The sequence below is a fragment of the Mesorhizobium sp. KR2-14 genome, from assembly GCF_040049255.1.
In the GTDB taxonomy this organism is placed as follows: domain Bacteria; phylum Pseudomonadota; class Alphaproteobacteria; order Rhizobiales; family Rhizobiaceae; genus Pseudaminobacter.
The window spans coordinates 76,896-89,756 of record NZ_JBDZDR010000011.1 but is presented as its reverse complement, the minus strand read 5'-3'; the positions used below and the strand labels follow the sequence as shown (position 1 = coordinate 89,756).

The window sequence follows — 12,861 nt, the reverse complement described above, 5'->3', positions numbered from 1 at the left end:
ATCAGCCTCGCATGGCCCGGCCGCGGCCGTAGAACAGCATCAGCACCAGCAGCGTCGCGCCAAACACCATCTGCCGGCCGGATTCGTCGATGTGGATGGTGGTGAGGATGCTTTGCAGGATGACCAGCAGCACCGCGCCGGCCATGGTGCCGGTGTAGCCGCCCTTGCCGCCGGAAAGCGGCGTGCCGCCCAGCACCACGGCGATGATGGAAGGCAGCATGTATTGCTCGCCGACATTGGAGAAGGACGAGCCGGAATAGCCGAGCAGACAGACACCGGCCAGCGCGGCGAAAGCGCCCGAAAGCACGAACAGGCCGACGCGTATGGTCTTCACCGGCACACCGGCCATGAAGGCCGCCTGCTCGTTGGAGCCGATGGCGTAGATGCGATAGCCGAACACCGTGCGCTTCAGCAGAAACGCCATGAACAGGCCGATGGCGATCCACAGCCAGATGATGCCGGGCAGGCCGAAGAGGAAAGGCTGCGTCACGAACTGCGACAGGCCAGGTGCGGCGCGACCTGACGGAATGCCGTTGCGGATGACCACCAGCAGCCCTTGCAGCACGCCCAGCATGCCGAGCGTCATCACCAGCGGCGGAATACGCAGCAATGTGACGCCAAGCCCGTTGAACAGGCCGAAAAGCGCGCCGACGCCGACCGCGACCAGGATCGCCGGCAGGATGCCAGCGTCGGCCCCGTTCATCACATTGCCAGCGAGGATGGCAGCGAGCGAGACGATGCCGCCGACCGACAGGTCGATGCCTTCGCGCCCGCCGAGGATGACGAGGTTCTGGCCGGCCGCGACGATGCCCATGACCGACGCGACGATCAGCAGGCGCAGGATCTGCTCGGCCGAGGCAAAACCCGGCGACAGTGCCTCGCCCAGCGCCAGCAGCGCCACGATAAGGATCAGCGCTACCACCAGCGGCCGCTTCAGGAATTCAATTGTTTTGGAAGGGGTGATGGTGGTCGAAACTGCGGCTTCGGTGCTCATGCGCGTGCCCCCCGGCTGACCAGGATGCCGGCCATCAGCGCGATCAGGATGGCGAGACCCTGCACGAGGTTCTGCCATTCGGACGGCGTGCCGACGAAGAAGACCAGCGAGTTGATGAGGCCGATGATCAACGCGCCGATCAGCGAGCCGGTCACCGTGCCCGCTCCGCCCGAAAGCGCCGAGCCACCGAGCACCACCGCCGCGACGCTGTAGAGGGTCATCTTGCCGCCGACCAGCGGATCGCCGCTTGCGGTGTCGCCGGTGATGCAGAGGGCGGCGAGCGCGGAGAACAGCCCGCACAGAACATAGCCCTTGATGCGGATCAGCGTAACCGGCAGGCCGCTCTGGAACGCGGCCATGGCGTCGTCGCCGACCGCCAGCATCTGCGTGGTCAGCCGCATGCGCGCCAGAATGCCAAGCACGATGGCAACGGCCGCAGCGACATAGAAAACAAACGGAATGCCAAAATAGGTGCCGCCATAGGTCAGCCAGTAGGCCTCCGGCGCCGGCGTGCCAGCCACCGGCAGCACGTAGAGCGCAAGGCCGGTGAAGAAGATGCTGGTCGCGAAGGTGGCGACGATGGCCTGCAGCCGCAGCCCAGCAATCATGATGCCGTTGACGACACCGCAGGCGAGCCCGGTCAGGATGCCGACAAGGCAGGCGGCAATGACGGTAAGCCCGCCGCCGCCCCACTTCTCCATCAGCACGATGATGACGACGTTGACCAGCGAGACGATGCTGCCGACCGACAGGTCGATGTCACCGGCAAAGACCACATAGGTCTGCGCCACCGCCAGCAGCATCAGCGCCAGATAGGTGCTGATGAGCCCGGTGATGGAGCCGAAGCTCAGGCTTCGCGGCTGGAAGAAGCCGTTGAGCGCCACCAATGCGATGAGGATGATGAGCGCGGGAACGAAGGGGAAACGCTGCAGCACGTTCTTGAGCGGGCTGCCCTTCACTGCGGGAGAGACAAGGGACTGTTGCATCAGGCGGCCTCATAGGCGGCGTGATAGAGATTGTAGCGCGTACGCTCCGCGCCGGTGAGTTCGCGCGTCACCGACCCGCTGTTGAAGACAAGAATACGGTCGGCATTGTTGAGCAGTTCGGCGTCCTCGGACGAATAAAGCACAATGCCCATGCCCTCTTCGGCCAGCTTGCGGATCAGCGCGAAAAGATCGGTCTTGGCGGCAAGGTCGATGCCCTTGGTCGGATCGTCGAGCAGCAGCACGTCCGGCCGGTCGATGAGCCAGCGCGCGATGACGACCTTCTGCTGGTTGCCGCCGGAGAGGGAGTTGATCGGCTGTTCGAGCCCCTGGAATTTTGTCTTGAGCGCCTGCAGCGGCTGCATGGCGCGCTCGCGTAGCGAGCCCGGCCGCGCCAGCGCCAGCCGGTTGCGCAGGAAATGGATCGGCGTGACGTTTTCGAGGATCGGCCGCCCCTGCAGGATGCCGTCGCGGCTGCGATCGCCCGAGACATAGGCGCAGCCATGGGCGATGGCTTCGCGCGGCGACCTCATCGCGATCTGCTTGCCGCCCAACCTGATTATGCCAGTCAGATGCGGTGTAGCGCCGAAGATCGAGCGCATGACCGCCGACTGGCCCTGTCCATGCAGGCCGCCGAAGCCAAGGATTTCCCCCTTGGCGACCTCGAAGCTGACATTGCGGAAGCCGGGTCCGCTCAAGCCCGCGACCGAAAGCACGGCCGACCGTTGAGTTTCGTGCGCTGGCGGCGCCACCGCGGGCGTTGCAAGGTCGTCGCGCTCGCCCACCATCTGGCGGATCACCGAGGCCTGGTCGGTTTCGGAGATCTTCGACGTAGCGACCGTCTCGCCGTCGCGGATCACGGTCACCCGGTCGCCGATGGCAAAGATCTCGTCCATTCGGTGCGAGATGAAGACGATGGCGCGGCCCTCCGCCTTCAGCCTGCGCAATATCTCGAAAAAGCGGTCCACCTGCGCCCGGTCCAGCGCCGAGGTCGGCTCGTCGAAGATGAGGATGGATGCCTCGGTCGCCAGCGCCTTCATGATCTCGACCAGTTGCCGCTGGTCAGCGCGCAGCGTTTGCACCGGCGCGTCAGCCGCAAAGCCATCGCCGGCAACATCGGCGAAATCGGCGATGATACGTGCTGCCTTCTCTTCCAAAGCGGCACGATCGACGAACACGCCGCCCCGCACCGGCAGCGCCGGCAGGCAAATATTCTCGGCCACGGTGCGCCGGGCGGCGAGCGAAAGCTCCTGGTAGAAGATGCCGATACCGAGCGCGCGGGCAGCCTGCGGCCCGGCAATGGCGACCGGCTTGCCGTCCAGCAGCACCTCGCCGGCATCCGGCTTCACGCTGCCGGCAACGATCTTGCACAGCGTGCTCTTGCCCGACCCGTTCGAGCCGATCAGCACATGGACTTCGCCCGGCAGAAGATGAAGATCGCCACGGCGCAGGGCGAGCGTCGCGCCATATGCCTTGCGCGCGCCACGTATCAGCAGCTCGGACATTTCTTCGGTTCCTGTCGACAGGTTTCGGGCCGATGCAGCATGACCCCGTCGCTGTGAGTTGACCATGGCGCCGCGCGATACGCCCGGCCTCCATTGCCCCCGCAGGCATTTCCGCTTGCGGTCGCAAGAGCGCGTTCCAGGTACACGGAACGCGCTCTCGCAGAGAGGTTTTTTACTTGAACAGCTTCTCGGCGTCTTCGATGGAAAGCTGGCTGGTGTAAGAGTAGTAGCCCGGCTTGCCGTCGACAGCCTTGACCGCCTCATCGAGGTTCTTGTTGTCGATGAAGGGGATCGGCAGATACATGGCGTTGCCATACTGGCCGGCCGTTGCCGGCTCCTTCAGCTCCTTGCCCTGCAGCATCAGCACGGCGACGTTGAGGGCGCTGGCCATCACGCCGGGCGGGTTCACCGAAGCGCCGGAGTTCAGGCTGTCGGCCTTCCAGATGTCGATGAAGTCCTTGCGGATCTCGCCGGTGGCGGCGATCGACGACTGCTTGCCGGCGTCGATGATCGACTTCCAGGCGCCGGCAGCCATGCCGTCCTGCACCCAGACGCCACTGATGTCGGGATAGGTGGCAAGCAGGTTCTGCATCGCCTGCTGGCCCTGCGCCTGATCCCAGTTGGCGTTCACTTCGTTGACCAGCTTGATGTCAGGATAGTTGGCGAACACTCCCTTGTAGCCGGCCACGCGCATCTCGTTGGCCGGGTGGCCAGCCACGCCGTTGATGGCGACCACATTGCCCTTGCCGCCGAGCGTCTCGGCCAGCCACTTGGCGCCGGCCGCGCCCCAGGCCTTCTGATCGATACCGACATAGGTCGCGTCCTTCGACGACACCTCGGCGTCGGTGGAGATGACCAGAATGCCCTGCTGCTTGGCCTGCTTGAAGATCGGGTCGAAAGCTGTCGGGCTGTTCGGGTTGATGATGATGGCGTTGACGCCCTGGCTCATGAAGTTGCGTACATGGGCGATCTGGCCGGGCACGTCGACATTGGCGCTCTGCACCACCACCTCGACATTGACGCCCTTCGCCTTCCAGGCTTCGGCGGCTGCCTTGGCCTCGTCGATCATCTGGGTGCGCCATTCGCTGCCGACCCAGCCATTGCTCAGGCCGATCTTGAAATCTTCCGCATGCGTGGAAAACACCGACACAGCCATGGCGGCAACGGTGGTCAAGGCGAGCGTAGTTAGCTTTTTCATGAGTTCCTCCCGGACTACTGATCCAAAGCGATATTATCTCGAATGAAATCGATTTCAATAGCCAATCAGAAGCGAAAAAGGGCGCTTTGAGGGAGACGGCAGTGGCGCATCGAGGCAAGGGCCCGAGCCGCCGCACTTCCTCCCACGGACACCTTCATCCACAGCCGCGATCGCGCCTGAGGCCGCCAAAATGCTGGCGCGGCACGCCCCCCCGGTCACGAAAGTTAACACCAGGTTAACTTTCGGGTTTGATGTTTGATTCCCGTGGGTTACAGTTGGTTCGAATCAGCTGATCCGCGAGATTCAGCGAACCAACCGACCGCCCCACTGCTGTCTTTCTGCAGCGGAAAGGTTGGGCGGAACGGGGCGAAACTCAAAGCGGTCGGCCGATCACGCAGCACCCTTTCGGTGCATGTTTTCGTATCCAGTGAAAGCGTTCTCAAGCTCGGTCGCGGCGCAGCCAAGTCCGGGCATTTGGATTGATTCTGGCAAATTTCGAGCCGCCTTTTTGTAATGACAAGTATCGCCGCCAACCTTTCCGACACTGAGATCCCCGGCAACAGACCGGCGTCTCGCGGCGATCTGACTGCCTTTCTCATGGAAACTACGGAAGCGGTTGGCGCAGACAATTACATGCTGCTCGCCATTCAGCATGACCAGGACAAGAGCGACGCACAGATCATAGCGTCAAACTGGATTTACGATGCCGTCCAGCTCACCGGACAGAAGGTCATCGCCTGCCTGGCCCAGAGCGCGCTGATCACGGCGCCGGGCGGCAGGCCGCGCAGCATCGTCACCGCGGCCGCGCCGGATCTCGAAGGACTGAGCGGAGAAAAGGCCAGGCTGCTCGACGTGCTCGGCCACGGCGAAATCTACTCCCTCAAGCTGAATGTCGGGCGCCGGTGCCTGTTCGTCCTCTTTTCAGCAGCCTGCGTCGGCCGCATCGATCCGGATGCGCTGATGACGGCGCAGTTCCACTGCTGCTACGCCCTGTCCCGGATGCCGCAACTGCTGGCCTCCGTGGCCACGCAGGACCCGCTGTCCGAACGGGAGCGCGAGTGCCTGTTCTGGGTATCGGAGGGCAAGACAACCGATGAGGTGGCGGTGATCCTTGGCGTGTCGTCCAACACGGTCAACAGCTACATCACCCAGGCGATCCGGAAGTTTTCCGCAAGCAACCGCGCCATGGCGGTGGCAACGGCGATCAGGAGCGGCATCATTTGACACAGGCAGCAGTGGCAAGCTTCTCCATGGCCGCAGAGCGGCAGCGCCCGTTCGGCTCGTCGGCGTCCGGCCTCGAACAGGTGCCGGCCGTCACCATACCGGATGCCGTGCGGCGGTGCCGCTGGATTGCAGCCGACCTCAACGCCAGCGCCTTCGGGCTGTTTTTTGTGAGCCCGTCGGTAGAGCGGGCCCGGCTGACGCCTTGCTTCGACTCCGACCATCCTTGCAACTCTCCGATGGCGAAGTTCATCTCGGACATGAGCAGCGAGGAACTGACCCGGCACAGTCGCATGTCCACCACCCCATGCTGGTGGAGCAGCGGCGGCAAGTCAGCCGCAGCAAGGCGCTTCGAGAAGCTCGACTGGACAACGAGAATCGCGCCGCTCCTGCCTGAAACCGACGGCATCGCGTTTCCCGTCTTTGCCGAGCGCAACCAATGCGGTTTCGTCATGTTCTTCGGTAACGACATGGGGCTTGAATCCGATCAGCTTCCGGAGATCCATGCCCGCTGCTTCACGGTGTTCACCGCCGTGGCGCGCATCCGCGCGGACGATTGCGACGCGATCCCTTCGGTCTCCAAGCGCGAACTGGAATGCCTGAAGCTCACCGCCAATGGCTTGACCAGCGAAGAGATCGCGACCCGGCTGAAGTTGTCCGTGCACACGGCCAACCAGTATCTCACCAACACCACCCAGAAGCTCAATGCCGTCAACCGCATGCACGCGGTGGCAAAGGCACTCCGGTTGGGCCTGATCGAATAGAAAGAAGATGCCGAAGCCTGGTCAACCGCTCGCGAGCGGAGCCGTGCGGCGGATTCTCGCTCGCTCGACGGTATCTGCCAGAAACGCGGTATTCAGCTCCGGGTCTTCATGCGGATCGGCGAACGAGACATAGTTCACCTCGACGATTGCATTCAGCGCCGTCAGGGACAGTGTGAAGTAGACAGTTGCTCCGATTGGCCGCAGTTCGAGATCGAGCACGATCCGCGGCGTTTCGGTCCACCCTACATGGGCCTCGCCGCCATGGCCGAGCTTCAGCGACCCAGGAACGAAATAAAGTTCGGCCGCGGAATCGACCAGGTCGGACACACAGCCGAACTGCTCCAGCCGGATGAAGGCAATGTAATCGGCAACATCGACAAGGCGTAGCTCGCTCACCACTTCCTTGATGGCATTGGCAACGATTATCTCGCGTCTTGATGCGTGCTGCTGTTTGATCATGAGATGACTTTACGCTGCGCCTGGTTGCCATAGACGATGCGCACGAGTTCTGCGACCGCCTGATAGAATTTAGTCGGGATAACACTATCGACCGAAACTTGCTTGTACATGGAGCGGGCGAGCGCAACATCTTCAAAGACTGGAATATTGTTCGCCTCGGCAATCTCGCGAATCTTGAGCGCTACGAGATCCTGCCCCTTGGCGAGCACGAGCGGCGCCGTATCCTCGTCCCTGACGTATTTCAGCGCGATGGAGAAGTGCGTGGGATTGGCGATGACGAGGGTCGCGCGCGGCACAGCCTGCATCATGCGCTGGCGCGCCCTGTCACGACCAAGCGAACGCAGACGGGACTTGACGATCGGATCCCCTTCCGACTGCTTCATCTCGTCCTTGACCTCCTGCCGCGTCATCCTCAGTTCCTGGCGCCAATGGAACCGCGACCAGACAAGGTCGACAGTTGCAATGAGCGCCATCACGAAGACGATCGACACGACCACATCGATGGCGAGTTCGCGGATGGTCAGCACGAATGCGGTAGGATGGGTAAACATGCCGGCCAGGAGCAGCCGATAGTCGCCGCTCAGAACAAAGACCAGAACCAGCGACACCAGACCCAATTTGCCCAGCGACTTCAGGAACTCGACGAAGCCCTGGATGCCGAACAGCCGCTTCCAGCCCTTGCTGATCGAAATGCGTGAGGCTTGAGGCCGTACGCGTTCCGCCACGAACTGGGGCATGTTCTGCAGCACAGACGCGCCGATGCCTGCAGTCACCAGCAACAGCATCAGCACGCCGAGCAATTTGGCGACCTCGAAGAACACGACGCGAAACAGGTCGGTGACATCGCGCGCCGTCGCCAGCGGCCAGGCCTCGGGCTTCTCCATGAACATGGAAAGGAATGCCCCTAGCTGGCCGATGCTGCCCTGGGCAAAGAATACGGCAAAAACCAGAATGGCCAGAAAGGAGGCGAAGATCGATGTTTCCTTCGAGACGGGCAGCTTGCCCTTCTCGATCGTGTCGCGAATCTTCTTCTCTGTCGCCTCTTCTGTTTTACTGTCCTTGTCGGCATCCTCCGACATGATGACTTCCGATCAGCCGGCGTCAGGCGGCGTTCTGGGCAGACGGAAGCTCCAGGGCCCCTTCCAGCGACATGCGGATGGCGGTGGAGGCCACGGTTCTGCGCGCGGCTACCACGTCGGCCATCGAAACTCCATCGAACTCCTGGCCCAGCTCGGATTCGACCATACGCCGCGACCGCACGCTGATGGAGGACAGCACCGCTTCGACCATGTCGGGCGCTGCCCCGCGCAGGCACATTGTAACGAGTTCCGTCGACAGACCGTCGAACAGCGCCACCCGTGCCTTCTGGCTGAGAAGCACCACGTCGTCGAAGGAGAACAGCCGTGCACGGATGCCGTCGAGATCGGCCGTGCCCTGAGCCTCCAGGTCGGCCATGACCTCCTCGGCCTGTTCCTTGTCCATCTCGTTGAGCAGGCTGGCAACGCGGTTCTGACCGGCCGAAATATCCCTGGTTGCCCGGTCGGAAAGAACGCGGCTGCGCAACTGGTTCTCCGCGATACGCGTGGCGGCCTCCGGCACTGTCCCCAATGCCATCATGCGCCGGATTATTTCGCCGCGCACCGGCTTTTCGATCGTCAGGAGCACCTTGGCAGCCGCCGTCGGCGCAAGCTTCGACAGGATGACCGCCGATATCTGCGGGTGTTCGGTGGTCATGAACGCGCCGATGCGGCCCGGATCGACCTTCTCGAGTTCAGGCCACACGGGCACCAGCCCATCGGGTCCCTTCCGGCCGCGGCCCATGATCGCGTTCACCTCTTCCGGCGTCAGCGATTCATTCAGGATGGCGTTCATGTCCTCGGCCGAGTCGAGCAGGCCTGCGCCTTCCGCAAATTCAGCCTCGAACTCTTCGACGATCTGTTCCAGATCGGCTTGCGGGATGGTGCGCAGCAGCCGGGCAGCCTCGATCAGCGCTTTCAGCTCTTCCTGCTTGAAGAACTTGAGAAGACGGCTCGCGGATGGCTTGCCCATGGCCACCAGAATGGCCGCGGCTTTCTGCGCACGAGTCAGGTTGGCTAACGGCGTCGTCATGCCGCAAACCTTTTGGAGCGAGCTATGAAGGCGCAGTCAAACATCAGGCCGGCTTCGCCGCAGTGATGATTTCGGTGAGCTTGATGCCGAACCGCGACGGATCGTTCTCAAGGACGGTGATCTCTCCATGTGCGATCTTGCGGCCGTTGACCACCACGTCGACCGGCTCTCCGATGCGCCGGTCGAGCGCAACGGTAGAGCCCTTCTGCAAGGACATCAGCTCGGAGACCTGCATTTCCGCGCTGCCCAGAACGATCTGGACATCAACCGGAATGTTCATGATCACGCTGGCATTGGGCGACTGACGCTCCGGGCGGGCCTTTTCCGGCTCCCGCGCCTCCTCGTCATGCAGAGCTCCACGCAGTTCCTCGATAGCCCGGTTCAGCTGTTCTTCCGGGATGTCTGTTTCCGGGGCCGGGTTGGTCTGCATCATCAGCCGTCTCCAATTCAGGGCATACGCGAAACGACGTTCGTCATTCCGGCAACAAGGTGTCCATCAAGTCCTGGCCGGCATCGAACGGATGCCTGATTCGCACCGTGTAATGTTGCCCCAGTTTACCGAATTCACACATAAACAACGTGCTGTTACGCGCAGAAAGACGCGCTTCCGATTGCGCCGCCTCACCAAGCTCTATGATCTGGCCGGCTTGCAGACACGCAATTTCTTCCAGCGTCATGCGCGCCAGCGGCAAGGTGGCCTGCAAATTCACGGTCGAGCGCATCACCTCTTCGCTGAAGCGCTCCTGCCAATCCGCCTCCGGCTGAGGGCCCGCCGCCTGCTTGCCGGCTTCGCCGCGATGCTTGAGCAGAACGCGTTGCGGCATGGTGAGGCGGATGTTTCCACTCCTGGACGCAGCCGACACCGAGAACACCACCTGCACCGCGGGGCCGTCGCGCAGGATGTGCCTTTTCAGTTCGGCGCCCGTGATCGCGGCAGGCAAGGGCAGCCTGAATTCGAACGCGCGAGGACCGGTTCCGTTAAACGACTTGGCAACGACGTCGAACACCATCGAAGCCGTTTCGGTCTCCGCCGGGGAAAGGTCCCGGCTCTGTTGCGGCACGGATTCTTCCAGATCGCCGCCGAACAAGGCGTCCACGAACAATGCGACTGCCGAGGGATCCATGGTCAGGATCAGGGCGTCCGGCGATGATGCCGAGGATGCCACCGTCATGGCGTGGCGACTGTCTGCCGGCCGGGCCTGCACAAAGCGCACCAGCTCCACCGCCTCGACTTCAATGTCGACTGGCGTCGCCAGGGTCTCATCCAATTTCTGGATGACTGACGGAAGGGACCTTTCCGCCAGCGCCCTTGCGGCTGCGATAACGCGGTCGGGCTCACCGGTGTCACCAACCAGTCGCTCAACGATGAAGGCGCGTGTTTCCGCGGGACTTGCCGGACTTACCATGTCTTGTCCTTGCACCGGTCAGTCACGATCAGGCAGCTTTCTTGCTGTCAGCGACGGCAGCGTTCATCGTGCTCTCCTCCACGGCATCGATAGACGGTCGGTCGTACGAAGAGATGGTCTTGCGCCCGAACTCGATCGCGACCTGCGGCAGCGATCCGTTCATGTAGGCGAGCAGCGCCTGCTTCACGATGATGTAGAGGCGATTGTTCTTTTCGCGGACGATCTTGATCTTCGTGGCAATCGGACCGACCACGGCATAGGACAGGAAGATGCCGAGGAAGGTGCCCACCAGAGCCGCTCCGATAAGCGCCCCCAGGATCTCGGGCGACTGGTCGAGCGCGCCCATGGCCTTCACCACGCCCAGCACCGCAGCAACGATGCCGAGCGCCGGCAGACCGTCCGCCATGGCGGAAAGCGCATGATACGGCTTCAGCTTGTCCGCGCGGATCGTGTGGATTTCTTCGTCCATCAGCGCCTCAATCTCGTGCGGCCGGGCATTGCCGATGATGATGAGGCGACAATAGTCGCAAATGAAATGCGTAAGGTCCTGCTTCTTGAGCACGGTCGGGAAAGCCTGGAAAATGGCGGATTCGTCGGGGCTGTCGATGTGGGCTTCGACCTCGCTGCGCGACTTGGTGCGCAATTCCCGCATCAGGCTGTGCAATACGCCGAGCGTCTCGAGATAGTCGCGTTCCTTCGGAACCGCCTGCTTGAATGCCTCTATGCAGGCCTTGCCGGTATCCTTCACCGTCGACATCGGGTTGGCAACCAGAAACGTGCCAAAGGCAGCGCCGCCGATGATGACGAACTCCCACGGCTGCATGAGCACGTTTACATGGCCACCCATGGCCATGAAGCCACCTAGCACGCAGCCCATGGTAACAACGATACCGATAAGTATGCCCACTGTAAGCCCTTCCGAAACTCGTCTTCGGCAAGGAACTACCGCGCTTGCCTTGTGTGAGGCTTGAAACTGCTCCTTTTCCGTCCGGGGCATGAAACCTCCCGGCGGTCGGTCGAATGCCCGCGATCGGATTCAGTTTCGCGCAAGGAAGCCCTGCTAGCGTCGATTGTTATCATCCGGGCGGAGATTGCGACGTGCTCAATACCTATACAAACTACCAGATGATCGCTTCGAACCTGAAGACCTCGCTCGCCCGGGTCGAGAAGCAGCCTTTGGTCGACAGAGACACCAAGTACTATCTGGAAAACATTACCAAAGTGAAATCCATCGACGAGTTCGTGAAAAACGACCGTCTCTTCAAATACGCCATGAAGGCATTCGGCCTCGAGCAGATGAACTATGCCAAGGCGTTCATGGTGAAGGCGCTCAAGGAAGGCGTGTCCGATCCGAACAGCTTCGCCAACAAGCTCAACGACAAGCGCTATGCCGAATTCGTCGCGGCGTTCAATTTCGCCGAGCATGGCGAGCAGGCCACAGTCTACAACAAGGCGCAGCACTTCACCGCTGCGAACTTTGCGACCCAGGCCAAGATCGGAGGCATCGACCCCAATTCCGAGGCCGTCAAGAACGAAACCGCCTACTACCTTGCCAACATCGTCAAGGTGAAGTCGATCGACGAGTTCCTGGCCAACGACAGGCTTTACAGCTATGCCATGACCGCCTTCGGCATGAATTCCGAGACGGACACCAAGGCCTTGATCCGCGAGATGCTGGAAGGCGGCGTGCGCGATCCGAACAGCAAGGCCAACAAGGCGAGCGAGCCTCGCTATGCGGCCTTCGTTTCGGCCTTCAATTTCGAGGCGCATGGCGAAGCGGCAACGACCTACAACGCGGCGCAGCGCCCGGCGGTCGACAAGTTTCTTCGACAGACGCTTGAGGAAGATGCCGGCGCGCAAAACGAGGGCGTGCGGCTTGCTCTCTATTTCCAGCGGAAGGCGCCAACCATCAAGTCGTGGTACCAGGTGCTGGGCGACCCCGCGCTCGCCAAGGTGATACGCACGGTTCTTTCCCTGCCCCCCAGCTCCGCCCAGACCGACATCGACAAGCAGGTGCAATATTTCGAAAAGCGCCTGAAGATTTCGGATCTGTCCGACCCGAAGGCGCTCGAAAAGCTCATGACCCGCTTCACCACGATGTGGGAGATCGAAAATCCATCATCGCCTGCACAGAGTTCGCTCAGTGTGCTGTTCAGTCAACCGCCCGAGTATGGCGTCTCCACCAATCTCATGCTCGCCATCCAGAAAATGAAACGCTGAGG

The 12,861-nt window shown here is 61.9% G+C and carries 13 protein-coding genes; 3 read left to right on the top strand and 10 right to left on the bottom strand.

The genetic code is table 11. From position 1 onward, the window contains the following. Position 1: 1 nt before the first annotated feature. From ABLE86_RS21180 to ABLE86_RS21165, 4 genes are all read right to left on the bottom strand, one after another. On the bottom strand, positions 2-994 hold the full coding sequence (locus ABLE86_RS21180; RefSeq protein WP_348780971.1) for an ABC transporter permease: 993 nt from the start codon (positions 992-994) through the stop codon (positions 2-4). Next, the gene (locus ABLE86_RS21175; RefSeq protein WP_348780970.1) at positions 991-1,980 is read right to left on the bottom strand and encodes an ABC transporter permease; all 990 of its coding nucleotides are present in this window, start codon (positions 1,978-1,980) and stop codon (positions 991-993) included. The genes ABLE86_RS21180 and ABLE86_RS21175 overlap by 4 nt, the downstream gene beginning before the upstream one ends. Next, positions 1,980-3,482: a sugar ABC transporter ATP-binding protein gene (locus ABLE86_RS21170; protein ID WP_348780969.1), complete on the bottom strand. Its 1,503-nt coding sequence runs from the start codon at positions 3,480-3,482 to the stop codon at positions 1,980-1,982. Before ABLE86_RS21170 ends, ABLE86_RS21175 begins: the two co-directional genes overlap by 1 nt. Positions 3,483-3,654: 172 nt before the next feature. After that, positions 3,655-4,680, bottom strand: a complete 1,026-nt coding sequence (locus ABLE86_RS21165; protein ID WP_348780968.1) for an ABC transporter substrate-binding protein — start codon at positions 4,678-4,680, stop codon at positions 3,655-3,657. A 513-nt stretch (positions 4,681-5,193) separates the two neighbouring features. Here ABLE86_RS21165 and ABLE86_RS21160 point away from each other — a divergent pair. Both ABLE86_RS21160 and ABLE86_RS21155 read left to right on the top strand, forming a co-directional pair. Further along, positions 5,194-5,904 (top strand): LuxR C-terminal-related transcriptional regulator, encoded by a 711-nt coding sequence (locus tag ABLE86_RS21160; protein WP_348780967.1) that lies wholly within the window; start codon positions 5,194-5,196, stop codon positions 5,902-5,904. Further along, a complete protein-coding gene (locus ABLE86_RS21155) occupies positions 5,901-6,665 on the top strand; it encodes a helix-turn-helix transcriptional regulator (protein WP_348780966.1) in 765 nt (254 codons plus the stop codon). The genes ABLE86_RS21160 and ABLE86_RS21155 overlap by 4 nt, the downstream gene beginning before the upstream one ends. Before the next feature lie 21 nt (positions 6,666-6,686). Here ABLE86_RS21155 and ABLE86_RS21150 read toward each other — a convergent pair whose 3' ends face one another. From ABLE86_RS21150 to motA, 6 genes are read right to left on the bottom strand one after another with little or no spacing between them, the layout of a single operon-like run. Next, the gene (locus ABLE86_RS21150; protein ID WP_348780965.1) at positions 6,687-7,124 is read right to left on the bottom strand and encodes a hypothetical protein; all 438 of its coding nucleotides are present in this window, start codon (positions 7,122-7,124) and stop codon (positions 6,687-6,689) included. Further along, the gene (gene flhB / locus ABLE86_RS21145) at positions 7,121-8,203 is read right to left on the bottom strand and encodes a flagellar biosynthesis protein FlhB (RefSeq protein WP_348780964.1); all 1,083 of its coding nucleotides are present in this window, start codon (positions 8,201-8,203) and stop codon (positions 7,121-7,123) included. The genes ABLE86_RS21150 and flhB overlap by 4 nt, the downstream gene beginning before the upstream one ends. Before the next feature lie 22 nt (positions 8,204-8,225). Then, positions 8,226-9,233, bottom strand: coding sequence for a FliG C-terminal domain-containing protein (locus ABLE86_RS21140; RefSeq protein ID WP_348780963.1), 1,008 nt, complete (start codon positions 9,231-9,233; stop codon positions 8,226-8,228). Positions 9,234-9,276: 43 nt separating this feature from the next. Further along, positions 9,277-9,666, bottom strand: a complete 390-nt coding sequence (gene fliN / locus ABLE86_RS21135) for a flagellar motor switch protein FliN (protein WP_348780962.1) — start codon at positions 9,664-9,666, stop codon at positions 9,277-9,279. A gap of 40 nt (positions 9,667-9,706) precedes the next feature. Continuing rightward, positions 9,707-10,639, bottom strand: a complete 933-nt coding sequence (locus tag ABLE86_RS21130) for a FliM/FliN family flagellar motor switch protein (protein ID WP_348780961.1) — start codon at positions 10,637-10,639, stop codon at positions 9,707-9,709. Positions 10,640-10,667: 28 nt separating this feature from the next. After that, positions 10,668-11,546 carry a flagellar motor stator protein MotA gene (motA, locus tag ABLE86_RS21125; protein WP_348780960.1) on the bottom strand — a complete coding sequence of 293 codons (879 nt, stop codon included), beginning with the start codon at positions 11,544-11,546 and terminating at the stop codon, positions 10,668-10,670. A 191-nt stretch (positions 11,547-11,737) separates the two neighbouring features. On the opposite strand from motA, the gene ABLE86_RS21120 reads away from it, so the two are divergent. Further along, a complete protein-coding gene (locus ABLE86_RS21120; RefSeq protein WP_348780959.1) occupies positions 11,738-12,859 on the top strand; it encodes a DUF1217 domain-containing protein in 1,122 nt (373 codons plus the stop codon). Positions 12,860-12,861 lie beyond the last annotated feature (2 nt).